The following is a 15674-nucleotide window of genomic DNA, read 5'->3' on the forward strand; positions in this document are numbered from 1 at the left end:
GGTGCCTCACAATGGACATGAACCAATATTTATCCATGTTTATTGATGAGTCTAATGATCATCTGCAATCGCTTAACGAAAACATGCTTCAACTTGAAGGCAATCCGGAAGACCTGGGCATAGTTCAGGTTATATTCCGCTCTGCTCATACCTTGAAGGGTATGGCAGCAACTATGGGCTTTGAAGATTTGGCATCACTGACACATAAAATGGAAAATGTGTTGGATCTGGTTCGTAATGAGAAGTTGAAAATGCAGGATTACATTTTTGATACCATGTTCAAGAGTCTGGACGCTTTGGAAACCATGGTTCAGGATATTACCGAAGGTGGACAAGGTAAAGCAGATGTGTCGTCAATCGTAGCTTCACTTCAAGCCATTGAAAATGGTGAAATGACAAACGGTAATGGACCTGCTACAGAAACAAACAAGCCGGCTAACGCTTCAATCTCTTCGGCTGTGGAGCTGGATGAATTCCAATATTCAGTGCTGGATCAGTCGATCGCCGAAGGTCATCGTGTGTTCTACGTGGATGTGCTTGTTAGCGAGCATAGCCAGTTAAAAGGTGTACGGGCTTATATGGTCTTTGATATGCTGGAACGTTCAGGTGAAGTCGTTAAGGCTTACCCATCCGTTCAGGATATTGAGCAGGAGAAGTTTGAGCGCAGTTTCTCGTTGTATTACATAACAACTAAAGAGGCGCACGAACTGGAAGAAGGCATCATGAGTATCTCTGAGATTGAAAGTGCAAAGCTCATTCAACTGGATCAGGAGACTCTTCAGCAGATGGCCAATCAGGTAGCAGCTACAGTTGAAGCGCCACCCGCACCAACAGCTGTAGCTGAGGTTGCTTCGCCGGATAAGAATTCTGTACCCAAAGAAGAAGCCACAACGGCACCAGCTAAAACAGCTGCACCGAAGCAAGCTGCTGCACCTTCACGTACCATTCGTGTGGATATTGAACGTCTTGACGTATTGATGAACCTGTTCAGTGAATTGTTGATTGACCGTTCACGTCTGGAGCAACTGGCCAGTGAAACAGGCAACAATGATTTATCCGATACAGTAGCTCATTTAAGTCGAGTTAGCACAGATTTGCAAAATATTGTACTGAAATTGCGGATGGTTCCGGTAGATACCGTATTTAATCGATTCCCGCGCATGATCCGTGATCTGGCTAAGACACTTGATAAAAAAATCGATCTGGTGATTACAGGTGCTGAGACGGAACTGGATCGTACGGTAATTGATGAGATTGGTGATCCGCTTGTGCATTTACTGCGTAACGCGGTTGACCATGGTGTGGAATCCATTTCAGAGCGTGTAGCTGCAGGTAAACCAGAGATGGGTACAGTAAACCTGCGTGCCTTCCACAGTGGAAATCACGTATTTATCGAGATTGAAGATGATGGTAAAGGTATCTATCGCGACAAGCTTTTGAAAACCGCGATCAAACGTGGTGTTGTAACCGAAGAGCAAGGTGCCAAGATGAGTGACGATGAAGTGAATCAACTGTTGTTCGCACCTGGTTTTAGTACTGCTGATATTATCTCGGATATCTCTGGCCGGGGCGTTGGCTTGGATGTAGTAAAATCGAAGATCACTTCACTTGGCGGTAATGTAACGATTCATTCAACTCCAGGCAAAGGCACGAACTTCTCTGTTCAGCTTCCGTTGACTCTATCCATTATTGCTGCAATGCTTGTACGACTTGGTTCAGAGAAATATGCTGTTCCGTTGTCCTCCATTGTAGAGACGGCCATTGTACAACGTGAGCAAGTTCGTAATATTCACGGCAATAAAATGATCACGTTCCGTGAGTCACTGATTCCGTACTTGTCTTTGAGCGAAGTATTCTCTGTACCGGATTTCAATGACGCTGATGAGCAAGAAACAGAAATTGTCGTGATTCGCAAAGGCGACCGTCTTGCAGCCGTAGCTGTTGAAGAATTTATTGGACAAAGTGAGATTGTTCTCAAATCAATGGGAACCTATCTTCCTGCTATTGAAGGAATCTCTGGAGCAACCATTCTCGGAGATGGACAAGTAGCCCTGATTCTTGATCCTAATGCATTTATTAAATAAGCATAGAGCTAAGTCTTACATTTAATAGGGAGGTTTTTTACATGGAAGAAGAGTTGAAAGTCATCGTCTTTAAATTGGGTTCCGAAGAGTATGGTATTGAGGTAGACAAGGTTCAGACGATTGAGCGCATGATGCCAATTACCCGTGTTCCCAAGACACTTTCCTTTGTAAAAGGAGTTATTAATCTACGCGGTGTTGTAATTCCAGTCATTGATCTACGCGGTCGTTTCTCCCTTCCGGAAACGGAATACACGGATCAGACTCGTATTGTTATCGTAGGTGTAGACGACATGCAAGTTGGCTTTATCGTAGATTCTGCCAATGATGTTATTGATATCAAGAGCAGTGCGATCGATAGCCCACCAGAAGTGGTTGGCGGCGTCAAAGCGAGATACCTGCGAGGTGTTGCTAAATTGGAAGATTCACGCTTGTTGATTATGCTCAACCTAAACGAAGTATTAAATAAAAGCGAGATTGTACAGCTGGAAAGTGTTGAGGGCTAGTACCGTGGAGATGTTCAACCGATTTGAGGTATTCCAGATGGATGTGCTCAAAGAGGTCGGTAACATTGGAGCAGGCAACGCCGCAACGGCGTTGTCTCAACTCCTCAACAGACCGATTGACATGGGTGTACCTACAGTACAAATGCTTCCTTTTGAAGAAGTTGCCGAAAAAGTGGGCGGAGATGAACGCATCGTGGTTACCGTGTTTCTTCGTGTAGAAGGCGAAGCACCGGGAAATCTTTTCTTTATGATGACACCAGAGGCTGCTAAAATGTTGTTAAATAGACTTGCCGGGTTTGATCTGAAAGAAGGACTTGATTTTACAGATATGGAACAATCAGCGCTTTCCGAGATTGGAAATATTTTGGCTGGATCCTATCTTTCTTCTCTGGCAGATTTCACGAAGTTGTCTATGTATCCAACTGTCCCTGGACTTGCCATCGACATGGCAGGTGCCATTCTAAGTTATGGCTTGCTGCAATTTGGCGAGATGGGTGACGCTGCATTGTTGATTGACACATCTTTCTTTGAAGGTGAAGATCAAGTTGAGGGTCAGTTTTTCCTCATTCCGGATCCACCATCCTTTGCAAAGATATTTGAATCGCTAGGGGTGCCACTGAGCCATGATTGAGGACAAAAGCGTCGTTAAAGTCGGTATGGCGGATTTAAACATCGCTCATCTTCCTGGTGTAATCCGTACGACTGGCTTGGGTTCGTGTGTGGGATTAACAATGTATGACCCACATTTGAAGCTGGCTGGAATGGCGCATGTCATGCTTCCTACTTCAGAGATCGCCCGTGAAGGGAAACTGAACACTGCGAAATATGCGGATACGGCGTTGCCTGAGCTTTTGGAAAAGATGATTAAACTAGGCGCTTCTCACTCACGTATTGTGTCTAAAATGGCCGGAGGCTCTCAGATGTTTGCCTTTGCTGGCGCTGGAGATACAATGCGTATTGGACCAAGGAATGCAGATTCTTGTCGAGAGTGGCTTCAAAAACTCAATATCCCTCTTCTAGCAGAAGATACGGGTGGGAATTATGGACGAACGATTGAGATGGATTGTGAAACTGGACTTTTGACTATTCGAAGCGTACAAATGGGTGTAAAGGAACTATAAGACTATGATAGGAAACTACCGCATTAATCTTGGAGCAGGCATCGTTGGGTTTATTCTTACTTTTTTTGTAGCATACAGCAGCAATGTGCTGATGACCAGTTTAATTCGCGGATTGATCGGATTCGTAGCCTGGTTTGTCCTTGCATATGGTTTACGCTGGGGATTGGGATTGCTGCTGAGCCCTCAGATTGAGGGAAATGGGTATGGTTATGATTCACCAAGTGCTCAAGATCAAAGAGGTTCACAGGTGGACATTAAAATCGAAGACGATGGACAAGAGCTGAATGATTTGCTCAAGAGTGGACAGAACGCTTCATCTGGGGACGATCTTCCGCCATCTGAGACGAAAGCTCCAACGGGATTCGCCCCTTTGGATCCGCCTAAACTTGTCCGGACCAAGGATCCGGAGGAATTGGCGCAGGCCGTTCGTCACCTGACAGACAAATAAGGAGGGTGAAAGTAATTGAACGAGCGTAAAGCTTCACATTTGAACCATTCTGATCTGTGGGAAAAGTGGAAAGAACATGGAGATCTTGAAGCCAAGAAAACGTTGATTGAAAAGTATCTTCATATTGTAAATTATGTATCCGGTCGACTGGCTGTTGGTTTACCCAAAAATGTTCCCAAGGATGACTTGGAGAGCAATGGCGTTATGGGGTTAATTGATGCATTGGAGAAGTTCGACTATGAACGTGGTCTGCAATTTGAAACTTATGCATCATGGAGGGTCCGCGGAGCCATTCTTGACGGTCTGCGTCAAGGTGATTGGGTTCCGCGTTCTGTGCGTGAGAAGGCCAAGCGAATTGAAGACGCCTACCAACAGCTGGAACAAAGTTATCTCAGGTCTGTTAGTGATGAGGAAATGAGCGAGTACTTGGACGTATCCACTAAAGATTTTCAACATATGCTTCAGGAAGTGGCAGTCATGTCACTTTGCTCGCTGGAGGACCCAATTCGTGAGGAAGAGTCTGAGACTCGTCTGTCTTTGATGGTGGATGAGAAAGCCAAAAATCCTGATTATAAAGTGAATGAGTTTTATTTGAAGGAAGCTTTGGTGCAAGGGCTTGACAAGTTGACGGTAAAAGAGAGAACGGTTGTTTCACTCTTGTATTACGAAGATCTTTCTCTTAGTGAAATTGCTGAGGTTATGTCTCTTTCTCCGTCTCGTATATCCCAGTTACATTCCAAGGCAATATTACGATTACGCGGCACGTTGGACAAACAGAAAGATTTGTTGATGCGTAAAGATTAATAGAGAGAAGTAATATCATTGGAGTTTGGGGAGTGGAAAGTCTAAAAGGGGGAAGAATTGCGGTGACACAGCGGACTGCTTTGGAACAATGTTTAAACATTGTTTTATCGGACGACAAATGCACAGCCTACCTTGAATTTTCCAAAGAGGAAGAAGGCTTTGCTTGCACGATCGATGAACTTGAACAATTTGTGGCAAACAAGGGCATCAAACAAGGTGTATCGCGAGAGGCATTATTACTTTTTGTGAACAACCCTGAAACCTATTTGAAAGATAAATACAAGATTGCAGAAGGTGTCGCTCCCATTCAAGGAACAGATGGATTCATCAAGGTTCTGGTTGGAATGGACGATACGAATGAACGACGACCACTGGAGTCGGAAGATGGAACTGTCGATTACAAAGAAGTGACCCGGTTAAACAATGTCCGTAGTGGCCAGATCATTGCAGAGCGGATCGCTCCTAGCGATGGCATACCAGGCAGGGCAGTAACGGGTGAGGAAATTCCTTATCGTCCGGGAAAAGAAGCTCGGTTTAAAGTTGGGAAAAACGTTGTGATTAACCCGGATGGTTCTGCGATGTATGCTGCACTGGATGGGCTGGTTACCAAAACGGACGGTAACAAACTGAATGTGTTTCCGGTTTATGAAGTCAATGGTGACGTTGACTACAATAACGGTAATATCGACTTTGTAGGCACAGTTGTCATACGAGGCAATGTACTTACCGGATTTAAAGTAAAAGCAGCAGGTGACATTCGTGTCGTCGGAGGTGTCGAAGGAGCTGAACTGGAAGCAGGCGGCTCAATCGAAATTACCGGTGGTATTATTGGTTATAACAAAGGACTGGTACAAGCAGGCCATAATGTTAAATGTACTTTCATTCAAGAAGGCAACGTAGATGCCGGTGAAGATGTTCTGGTTTCCCAAAGTATTATGCATTCCAATATTCGTGCTGGCCACGGTGTCATCTGTGCGGGAACCAAAGGCCTTATCGTTGGTGGCTCGATCCAGGCTGGTCAGAACGTCTCAGCGCGTGTTGTGGGCAACAGCATGTCCACGGTCACTTCCATTGAAGTTGGTGTGCTACCAAAGCTGCGTAACGAACTCAATGATTTGCGCAAGGAAGTCAGAGAGCAGATGGATTCCTTGGACAAAACGAAGAAAGCTTTGACATTGCTGGATCAATTAGCTGCCGCTGGACAACTAAGTCCAGATAAGATGTCGATGCGAATCAAGCTGAATGCTACGCAGAAATCTGCTCTTCGTATAAGTGAAGAAACGAAAATGCGTATCTTTGAAATTGAAAAGGCACTTGAAGATACAAGTAATGCTCGTGTTGATATTCTGAAGATGATTTATGGAGGCTCTAAAATAGTTATCGGCAGATACACGAAATTTATTAAAGATCCAGTGAGTCGAATTTCATTTTATTATCACGATGGTGATATTACGATGGTTCCATACGTTTAAGTACAGCATTCAGGCACAGGAAGAAATCCATTCGAAACCGTGAGGTGAGCGTATGAGTTTCAAAGCAGTGGAGTTGCAGATTGCGGTACCACGAACAAGTGAAGCGGGACGTTATCAAAGTGAAGCCCAGCAGCGACCGATTACGGATCAGAATCTTTTGGCAGAGCAAACGTCGAAAGAAGCAAATGAAGCAAGGCAACGAAGTGAAGCAATGGACGAAACTTCACAGACTTCGGTGCGTGATGGTCATAACCATGATGGAGATCAGCAGAGTGGTTCCGATGGACAGGAGACGGCTCAGGCTCAAGAAACTGTCAAACCTGCAGAGCACCCGTACAAGGGAAAACACATAGATCTGTCTTTATAATAAATGGTTGTTATGGACATGCAGTCTTGCGCACCGATGGTTGAATCAGAAGGAGAGAACCCAATTTGTCACCATGGATCATTATTGTCATATTAGGGGCCTGCGCCATCGCCTACGCTTGTATTATGCCACGGAAAAACAAGGTGCAAGAGCCTGGGCATCAACTGGTGCAGGAGATGGAATCTACGCTTGAGCACTACATGACCGAGATCGAAAATGATAATGATGCTCTTATTCAACGTGTGGCTGAAATGAAGGGAGAAGCGACAGCAGCCGATCAACGTATGCAATTGCAACTTCAGGAATTACAGCAGCGGTTGGATCAGCTGGAACAGAGCAAAAAGAATGAAGCTGTCGCATCACCTGTTCCACACTCCGGTAATGTATCCGTACAATCTTCCGAAGGTTTGCAAGCACAAGCGCTCGTGAAAAGTGTACAAGCAGAGGCGGCCCAGCAGGCGTTAGAAGCAGACCAACAGACCAGTGAAGTCGAATCTTTGCCTGGGCGTGAATCGATTAAAGATCGATATGCAGAACTCTTTAATCTACATGCTGAAGGTAAGTCGATGGATGCCATATCCAAGCAGACAGGCATTCAGCGAGGTGAGGTACAGTTAATACTGCAACTGGCAGAACGGGAGGAAAGCTAAGTCATGGACAAGCGATCCTTATGGATTGGTCTGGGGAGCGGCATGATTATTGGTGCGGTTTTGCTTCAACTGGCCACAGTTGGACAAAATGCATTGTCGGATAGTAATCTGGACCCCGAGCAGACTGCCAATATGACCAAAGAACAGCTTGAAACGGCCGCGAAAACCTTGGATATGAAGTTGGTCGGTTCTGAAGAGGAACTATACACAGAAGCAGAGTGGGTGGCAAAGAAAAAGCAGGAGAGCAGTGAGTTGCAGGGGAGTACAGCAACACCGCCAGAGACAGCAACCTCTACGGAAACACCTACCGAGCCTGAGAAGCCACAAGAGCCTGCTGCAAGTGAAGGTGAAGGGCAGAAAGAGATAACTGAGCCGAAGACAACAGAACCTGTAACGCCAAGCAATCCGAAAGGCGCAACAGTATCATTTAAAGTACGTTCAGGCAACAGTCTGGCGATCGTTGCAGCAAACCTAAAAACTGCGGGAATCGTAAATGATGCTCAAGCATTCATAAAGGCTGGCAAGGCTGAGCGAATCAATACCAAAATCCAGGTGGGTACCTATGCGCTTGAAAAAGGCGAAAGTTTCAAATCCATTATCGCAAAAATCACGAAAGAACCGTCAAACTGAGCATGCTCGGACAGGACGGTTTTTGCGTATTAAACGGTACATTTTCAAAGCTTGATAATAATTAGCGCCTGAGTTACATATCAAGTTTAAAATGATTCGATACTAGCAAAAAACGAAAAGTAGATTTTAGCTTCAAAGACTGTTGCATCGGACAGTCAGTTATGCTATATTAGATAACGGTGTTAAAACACACGCATGTGCTAATTTTGTTGAGGGTGCTTTCCTTATGGAGAGTCTTGGCGAAAAATGATGCCGGCGGAGGACACAATAAAAACCATATTAGGAGGTGTGTGAAGATGGCAGTAATCTCCATGAAGCAGCTTCTCGAAGCTGGGGTACACTTCGGTCACCAAACTCGTCGTTGGAACCCAAAAATGGATCGTTATATCTTCACTGAAAGAAACGGAATTTACATCATCGATTTGCAAAAAACGGTGAAAAAAGTCGAAGAGGCTTACAACTTCGTTAAAGGAATCGCAGGAGAGAATGGTACAATTCTTTTCGTGGGTACTAAGAAACAAGCTCAAGATTCCGTTAAAGAAGAAGCTGAACGTGCTGGTCAATTTTACATTAACCAACGCTGGCTTGGCGGTACCCTGACTAACTTCCAAACTATTCAAAAACGTATTGATCGTTTGAAACAGTTGGAAGCTTGGGAAGAAGACGGTACATTCGCTGTATTGCCTAAAAAAGAAGTTATCTTGCTTCGCAAAGAAAAAGATCGTCTGGAGAAATTCTTGGGCGGTATTAAAAATATGAAAGGCCTGCCAAGCGCCCTGTTCATCATCGATCCACGCAAAGAGCGTATCGCTGTTGCGGAAGCTCGCAAATTGGGTATCCCAATTGTTGGTATCGTTGATACTAACTGCGATCCGGATGAGATCGATTATGTTATCCCAGGTAATGACGACGCGATCCGCGCTGTTAAATTGCTGACAGGTAAAATGGCTGATGCTGTAATCGAAGCTAACCAAGGCGAAGAAACTTCCGCTTAATAGATTCGAACATATGTTATAAACTAAATGAAAAGGGTGGTTGGCAGGTGGATAACCTCTCACTGCCCTTTTTTTAGAGTGTACGTACAATACTTAATGTTGGAGGGAATTTATAATGGCAGTTAATGCGAGTGCAGTAAAAGAACTTCGCGAAAGAACGGGCGCTGGTATGCTCGATTGCAAAAAAGCACTGGAAGAAGCAAACGGTGATGTAACAAAAGCGGCTGAATTGTTGCGTGAGAAAGGTCTTTCTGCAGCAGCAAGCAAAGCAGGCCGTGCAGCAACTGAAGGCGTTGTTGAATCTTACATCCACGCTGGTGGACGTATTGGTGTCTTGGTTGAAGTTAACTGTGAAACAGACTTCGTTGGTAAAACGGATCAATTTAAGGATTTCGTTAAAGATGTAGCTATGCAAATCGCTGCAGCTAATCCTAAATTCGTTACACGTGAAGAAGTTCCTGCAGATGAGCTGGAAAAAGAAAAAGAAATCCTGAAAGCTCAAGCTCTTAACGAAGGCAAACCAGAAAAAATCATTGAAAAAATGGTTGAAGGCCGTATCGGTAAATACTACGAAGAGTACTGCCTGCTGGAACAAACTTTCGTTAAAGATCCAGACAAAACGATCTCTCAATTGCTGAACGAAAAAATCAGCCAAATTGGTGAAAACATCTCCATCCGTCGTTTCGTTCGTTACGAACTGGGTGAAGGTCTTGAGAAAAAAGTAGACAACTTCGTAGAAGAAGTTATGTCCCAAGTAAACAAATAAGACGGTTTCTATAAACCGGCGAGCAGAATTGATTTTCGAAGATATAAGAATGATGAAACTTCGAAGCGTAAACTCCCTTATATCTCAGGAAAACAGTGCCTTACCGGTTAAACGTTTTTCCTAAAAGAGCGGAACACAACTGTGTTCCTTTCTTTTTAAGCAGGAGGCCATGCGCGAGAAGTTTTGTTGGTTGAACACCAAGCGTGTTCGATTCAAAGTGGAGGGTGAATAATTGGAACAGCCAGTATTTAAACGTGTTGTCTTAAAGGTCAGCGGAGAGTCTCTTTCCGGTCAAAACGGCTACGGTATTGATGCAGATACGATCTCGTCGATTGCCCAACAGGTAAAAGAGGTTGTTGCACTTGGTGTACAGGTTGCTATTGTATGTGGCGGCGGAAACATCTGGCGTGGAATTGCCGGTAGCGAAAACGGCATCGATCGTGCAACTGCCGATTATATGGGTATGCTGGCGACAGTAATGAACTCGCTGGCACTGCAGGATGCGTTGGAACAGATTGAAGTGCCTACGCGTGTACAGACATCTATTGCAATGCAACAGATTGCAGAGCCTTATATTCGTCGTAGAGCTATTCGCCATCTGGAGAAAGGCCGGGTCGTTATTTTTGCAGCAGGTACAGGTAACCCGTTCTTTTCCACGGATACAACAGCAGCACTGCGCGCAGCGGAGATTGAAGCAGAAGTTATCTTGATGGCCAAAAATAAAGTTGATGGTGTATACTCAGCAGATCCGTTTAAGGACAGTACAGCTGTGAAATTTGATCAGTTGACTTACATGGATATTCTTAACAAAGACCTTGGTGTAATGGATTCAACGGCATCCTCGCTTTGTAAGGACAACAACATCCCGTTGATCGTATTTGCCATTACGGAACAAGGTAACATCAAACGTGTTGTTCTGGGCGAACGTATCGGAACAATCGTTAAAGGGAGTGTAGATTAATGCCACAAGCGGTTAAACAACATGCCGAAGAGCGTATGGAAAAAGCAATTCAAGCATTGCGTCGTGACCTGGCTACTTTGCGTGCAGGCCGCGCAACTCCAGCTCTTCTGGACCGAATTCAGGTAGAGTATTATGGAGCAATGACGCCATTGAATCAACTCGCTAATATCAGTACTCCGGATTCTCGTACACTGATGATTCAGCCTTGGGACAAATCCTCCATGAGTGACATCGAGCGTGCCATCATGAAATCGGATCTGGGTCTTACTCCAGCCAATGATGGTAGCATGATCCGTTTGTCTATTCCGGCATTGACGGAAGAACGCAGAGCGGAGCTTGTTAAGCTGACGAAGAAGTTCGGTGAAGAAGGTAAAGTAGCGATTCGTAACATTCGCCGTGATGCGAATGATGACATCAAGAAACTGGAAAAGTCAGATATTTCTGAGGATGAATCCCGGAGACATCAAGATGATATCCAAAAATCGACCGACAAGTTTATTGCTGAAGTCGATAAGGTACTCGCTGCCAAAGAAAAAGAAATCATGGAAGTGTAAGACAAGCGCAGCCCCTCCAATACGGTGGGGTTTTGTCTCTTTTTCCAAGCTTCAGATAAAGAAACTTCAGGGATTTTGGAGGAACAGGAATGATCAAACGGGTTCGGTCGTGGTGGAATGGGGCTGACAAGCAGGAAACGCTGACTATATCCGAGGACAATATCCCGCAGCACGTCGCCATCATCATGGACGGCAATGGACGATGGGCCAAACGTTTGGGACTCCCGCGTATAGCCGGGCACCAAAATGGCATGAAGGCGGTCAAACGTGCGACCATCGCGGCGGATGAACTGGGCATCAAATATCTGACGATGTACGCTTTTTCGACAGAAAACTGGACGCGTCCAAAAGAAGAAGTGGATTTTCTGATGCGACTTCCGCAAGAATTTCTAGCTATAGAGCTGGATGAACTTATAGAAAAAAATGTGCGCATTCGCATGATGGGTCAAGAGGAACATTTACCTTCTCATACCATTAATGCCTTGCGGGAAGCCATTCGTCTTACGGAACATAATACAGGTCTCGTTTTGAACTTTGCAATGAACTATGGAAGTCGTCGTGAAATGACGGACTGTGTTAAACAGATCGCTCTGCAGGTGAAATCGGGGGAACTATCGGCAGAGGACATAACACCTGAACTCATTGATAGACATATGCTGACGGTTGACATGCCCGATCCGGATCTGCTGATCCGGACGAGCGGAGAGTTGAGATTAAGCAACTTTATGCTTTGGCAGCTTGCATATAGTGAATTATGGTTTACGGATATATACTGGCCCGAATTTGGCAAAAAGCATTTGCTTGAAGCAGTAGCCGAATATCAGCGCAGAACAAGGCGTTACGGCGGTTTGAAATAGATGGAGGATGAAGCCGTTGAAACAGCGATTAACGACAGGAATCATAGCAGGTGTGTTGTTTTTAGGTTTTTGCATGCTGGGCGGACCCTGGTACCATGGTTTGGTATTGCTTATGGCTCTCATCGGTTATTATGAATTTGTGAAAATGACCGGGGTGATGCCTTTTTCAGGTGTGGCCCTGATTGGATATGCTGGTGTTTTTGCCATTGTGTTTCCTTGGGAAATGCTGTGGGAGGCAAGACCGCTATCCTTGTTTCAGGTCATCTGGATAGTAATGCTTGTACTGATGACAGCTTCGGTTGTCACGAAAAATAAGGTTCCCGTGAATACAGTGGCCATGCTTTTCCTCGGCGTGTTGTATATAGGGATCGGTTTCTATTACATTGCAGAATCCAGACATCTGCTTCATGGGTTGTTCTGGACGTTCCTGTTGCTGGGCTCCATATGGGCCAGTGATGCAGGAGCTTATTTTGTAGGGAAACTCATTGGTAAAAACAAACTGTGGCCTTCTATCAGTCCAAACAAGACTATAGAGGGTGCACTGGGTGGCATCGTAATTGCAATTGTTACTTCTGTTATTTTTGCATTAGTATCAGATGGTTTGCTTTCCTGGCAGAGAGCGATTGTGATCGGAATTGCCTGTGCAGTTGTAGGTCAGATGGGTGACTTGATCCAGTCTGCATACAAACGTGTATATAATATCAAGGATTCAGGCAGTCTTCTCCCAGGGCATGGAGGCATTCTTGATCGGTGCGACAGCTGGATTGTTGTTTTTCCATTCGTACATATACTAATGCTACTGCCCTACTAAAGAAGAACATGAGTCTGAGATAACAGCATTGTTCGCCGTAGGCATTGGATAATTAAAGATGAGGTGCAGCATGAAGAAAATTGCGATTCTTGGGTCAACCGGTTCCATTGGAACCCAGACACTGGATGTAGTTGACATGCATCCAGAACTCTTTCAAGTGGAGGGACTGGCTGCCGGAGGCAATACAGACCTGCTGATCGAACAAACCAAACGTTACCGACCGAAGAAGGTATCGGTGGGGTCCAAAGAACTGGCGGAGAAGATAGCTCCACATTTGCCAGCAGGAACGCAACTATTTTATGGCAACGAAGGACTCGTAGAAGTTGCGGCAGGAACCGATGCGCATACGGTTGTTACAGCGGTGGTGGGCAGTGTTGGATTGGAGTCAACGCTTGCTGCCATAGACGCAGGCAAACAGATCGGACTGGCCAATAAGGAGACATTGGTTACAGCGGGGCATATCGTTACGACAAGAGCGGCTGCCAAAGGAGTCTCTTTACTGCCCGTTGATAGTGAGCACTCTGCGATATTCCAATGTTTAAATGGTGAAAACAGAGAACGCCTGACAGGCATCACGCTCACCGCTTCAGGTGGATCATTCCGTGATCTTACCCGTGAACAGTTGAAGAACGTGACTATAGAGGATGCACTTAAACATCCGAATTGGTCAATGGGCTCCAAAATCACGATAGACTCGGCAACGATGGTTAACAAGGGTCTTGAGGTCATTGAAGCACATTGGTTATTCGGTCTTCGATATGATCAGATTAATGTATTGCTTCACCCAGAGAGTGTTATTCATTCATATGTGGAATTTGATGACACAAGCATCATCGCACAACTGGGGAATCCGGATATGCGAGTTCCAATTCAATATGCACTGACTTACCCTGACCGCTTGCCATCACCAGCACAGCGTCTGTCTCTTGCTCAAGCTGGGAAATTACATTTCCGTGATATGGATATGGAACGGTTCCCGTGTTTAAGAATGGCGTATGAGTGTGGTAAAATGGGAGGAACCGCAACAACGGCGTTTAATGCAGCCAACGAGGTTGCTGTAGCCCGTTTCTTGCGTAAAGAGATTTCATTCCTTAAAATAGAAGATATTATTGCTTCTGTGCTGGAAGCACACCACAATGTGGACGAGCCTGATCTGCAGGAGATCGCACGTTGTGATCAGGAGAGCCGTAAGCTTGCGGCCAGTCTGTAATCTCTTTTTTTATAACAAATTGGAAGAAGTGATTCTCTTGTGCGGCATCAGAGAATAATGATAATCTAGAGGGACAGACTGCGGTATGTGCCGTGAAGGAGGATGGATAGGGATTGGAAACCATACAAGTGGTATTTCTAACGGTGCTCATGTTCTTTGTCATCGTGACGGTTCATGAATGGGGGCATTATTATTTTGCCAAACGCGCCGGTATTCTTGTACGGGAGTTTGCGATCGGTTTTGGTCCCAAATTGTTCTCATATAAAAGAAACGAAACCCAGTTTACATTGCGTTTGTTGCCTTTTGGTGGATATGCACGGATGGCAGGGGAAGATCCGGAACTGGTAGAGATCCAGGAAGGACAGACCATTGCGGTAAGATCAGCGGATGACCAGGTGAAGATGATCTATCTGGACCAGCTGGATAACCGTAAAAATGTAATACGTGGTGAAGTCATCTCCATTGATATGGAGAGAGCGCTGAAGCTTCAACTCGATGTAGATGGAGAGATTCAGGAGTATCGTATTCATCCTCAAGCAATGTTGGTAAGTCGTGGTAAACAAACGCAGATTGCACCGAAAGATCGTCAATTCGGCAGCAAAACTGTTGGACAGCGTGCATTGGCTATTTTTGCGGGCCCACTCATGAACTTTATCTTGGCCTTTGTGCTGTTTGCTGTATATGCGCAGATGGCAGGAGTTCCAGTGGAAAATCCAAAAAATCTTGTAATTGGTGAAGTGCTTGAAGGTGGGGCAGCCGATGAGGCGAACCTGCAAAAGGGCGATATTATCGAAACCATCAATGGTACTGCAATTGGTACGGATTCACAAAAAATGGTGTCGATGATTGCCGATTCCAAAGACAAGCCGATGGAATGGACGCTGCGCCGGGGTTCGGATACGTTTAATATAACGATTACTCCACGTGCTGTAGAAGGACAAGAGGGCGGTAAAGTGGGAATTGTACCTACGTTACCAACCCGATCTGTTGGATTTGTAGAGACATTTAAAGTCTCAGGCGTGGCCATGGTTGATACAACCAAAATAATATTTGAAGGTTTTAAACATCTGATCAATCAGTTCAACATGGATGATATCGGTGGTCCAGTTCGCACATTTGAAGTGACAGGACAAATTGCTAAACAAGGGATTGAACAGTTAACGAGATGGGCAGCGATTTTGAGTCTGTACCTTGGGATTTTCAACCTGCTACCAATACCTGCACTGGACGGCAGTCGTCTGGTATTTTTGGGAATTGAAGCGCTGCGCGGCAGACCTGTTGATCCCAATCGCGAAGGCATGGTGCATTTCGTCGGATTTGCGATGTTGTTTGTGTTGATGCTGGCAGTAACTTACAATGATATATTACGTTTAATTAACGGATAATTACGGTTGGACTACGCTCTGGACATTCAGAGATAGTCGTTATGGGAGGACGCTGG

The 15674-nt window shown here is 45.1% G+C and carries 18 protein-coding genes; all 18 read left to right on the forward strand.

What is annotated here, in order from left to right:
* The first annotated feature begins 11 nt into the window (after positions 1 to 11).
* The 18 genes from EL84_RS17455 (at position 12) to rseP (ending at position 15618) form a co-directional block, all read left to right on the forward strand.
* A complete protein-coding gene (locus tag EL84_RS17455; protein WP_047842491.1) occupies positions 12 to 2084 on the forward strand; it encodes a chemotaxis protein CheA in 2073 nt (690 codons plus the stop codon).
* Positions 2085 to 2125: 41 nt separating this feature from the next.
* Positions 2126 to 2587, forward strand: coding sequence for a chemotaxis protein CheW (locus EL84_RS17460; protein WP_036609340.1), 462 nt, complete (start codon positions 2126 to 2128; stop codon positions 2585 to 2587).
* 10 nt (positions 2588 to 2597) lie between these two features.
* Entirely contained in the window at positions 2598 to 3218 is a 621-nt protein-coding gene (locus EL84_RS17465; RefSeq protein WP_091017763.1) for a chemotaxis protein CheC, read from the forward strand.
* Positions 3211 to 3708: a chemotaxis protein CheD gene (locus EL84_RS17470; protein WP_017689162.1), complete on the forward strand. Its 498-nt coding sequence runs from the start codon at positions 3211 to 3213 to the stop codon at positions 3706 to 3708. The genes EL84_RS17465 and EL84_RS17470 overlap by 8 nt, the downstream gene beginning before the upstream one ends.
* 4 nt (positions 3709 to 3712) lie before the next feature.
* Complete coding sequence (locus EL84_RS17475) at positions 3713 to 4156, forward strand: hypothetical protein (RefSeq protein WP_047842493.1); 444 nt, start codon at positions 3713 to 3715, stop codon at positions 4154 to 4156.
* Positions 4157 to 4171: 15 nt separating this feature from the next.
* On the forward strand, positions 4172 to 4960 hold the full coding sequence (locus EL84_RS17480; RefSeq protein ID WP_017689160.1) for a FliA/WhiG family RNA polymerase sigma factor: 789 nt from the start codon (positions 4172 to 4174) through the stop codon (positions 4958 to 4960).
* 62 nt (positions 4961 to 5022) lie between these two features.
* On the forward strand, positions 5023 to 6432 hold the full coding sequence (locus tag EL84_RS17485; protein ID WP_047842494.1) for a DUF342 domain-containing protein: 1410 nt from the start codon (positions 5023 to 5025) through the stop codon (positions 6430 to 6432).
* 52 nt (positions 6433 to 6484) lie between these two features.
* Entirely contained in the window at positions 6485 to 6799 is a 315-nt protein-coding gene (locus EL84_RS17490; protein WP_036609332.1) for a hypothetical protein, read from the forward strand.
* A gap of 65 nt (positions 6800 to 6864) precedes the next feature.
* Positions 6865 to 7449 (forward strand): hypothetical protein, encoded by a 585-nt coding sequence (locus EL84_RS17495; protein ID WP_036670381.1) that lies wholly within the window; start codon positions 6865 to 6867, stop codon positions 7447 to 7449.
* A gap of 3 nt (positions 7450 to 7452) precedes the next feature.
* Positions 7453 to 8079: an endolytic transglycosylase MltG gene (locus tag EL84_RS17500; RefSeq protein WP_047842495.1), complete on the forward strand. Its 627-nt coding sequence runs from the start codon at positions 7453 to 7455 to the stop codon at positions 8077 to 8079.
* A gap of 296 nt (positions 8080 to 8375) precedes the next feature.
* The gene (gene rpsB, locus EL84_RS17505; RefSeq protein WP_047842496.1) at positions 8376 to 9074 is read left to right on the forward strand and encodes a 30S ribosomal protein S2; all 699 of its coding nucleotides are present in this window, start codon (positions 8376 to 8378) and stop codon (positions 9072 to 9074) included.
* A 115-nt stretch (positions 9075 to 9189) separates the two neighbouring features.
* Positions 9190 to 9840: a translation elongation factor Ts gene (gene tsf, locus EL84_RS17510; protein ID WP_036609326.1), complete on the forward strand. Its 651-nt coding sequence runs from the start codon at positions 9190 to 9192 to the stop codon at positions 9838 to 9840.
* A 232-nt stretch (positions 9841 to 10072) separates the two neighbouring features.
* A complete protein-coding gene (pyrH, locus tag EL84_RS17515; protein ID WP_017689153.1) occupies positions 10073 to 10801 on the forward strand; it encodes a UMP kinase in 729 nt (242 codons plus the stop codon).
* Complete coding sequence (gene frr / locus EL84_RS17520) at positions 10801 to 11355, forward strand: ribosome recycling factor (RefSeq protein ID WP_036670384.1); 555 nt, start codon at positions 10801 to 10803, stop codon at positions 11353 to 11355. The genes pyrH and frr overlap by 1 nt, the downstream gene beginning before the upstream one ends.
* A gap of 89 nt (positions 11356 to 11444) precedes the next feature.
* Entirely contained in the window at positions 11445 to 12212 is a 768-nt protein-coding gene (locus EL84_RS17525; RefSeq protein WP_017689151.1) for an isoprenyl transferase, read from the forward strand.
* 16 nt (positions 12213 to 12228) lie between these two features.
* Entirely contained in the window at positions 12229 to 13023 is a 795-nt protein-coding gene (locus tag EL84_RS17530; RefSeq protein WP_047842497.1) for a phosphatidate cytidylyltransferase, read from the forward strand.
* 70 nt (positions 13024 to 13093) lie between these two features.
* Complete coding sequence (locus tag EL84_RS17535; RefSeq protein WP_036609320.1) at positions 13094 to 14233, forward strand: 1-deoxy-D-xylulose-5-phosphate reductoisomerase; 1140 nt, start codon at positions 13094 to 13096, stop codon at positions 14231 to 14233.
* Positions 14234 to 14346: 113 nt separating this feature from the next.
* On the forward strand, positions 14347 to 15618 hold the full coding sequence (rseP, locus tag EL84_RS17540) for an RIP metalloprotease RseP (RefSeq protein ID WP_036609317.1): 1272 nt from the start codon (positions 14347 to 14349) through the stop codon (positions 15616 to 15618).
* Positions 15619 to 15674 lie beyond the last annotated feature (56 nt).

This window comes from Paenibacillus sp. VT-400, from assembly GCF_001029205.1.
Taxonomy (GTDB): Bacteria; Bacillota; Bacilli; order Paenibacillales; family Paenibacillaceae; genus Paenibacillus; species Paenibacillus amylolyticus.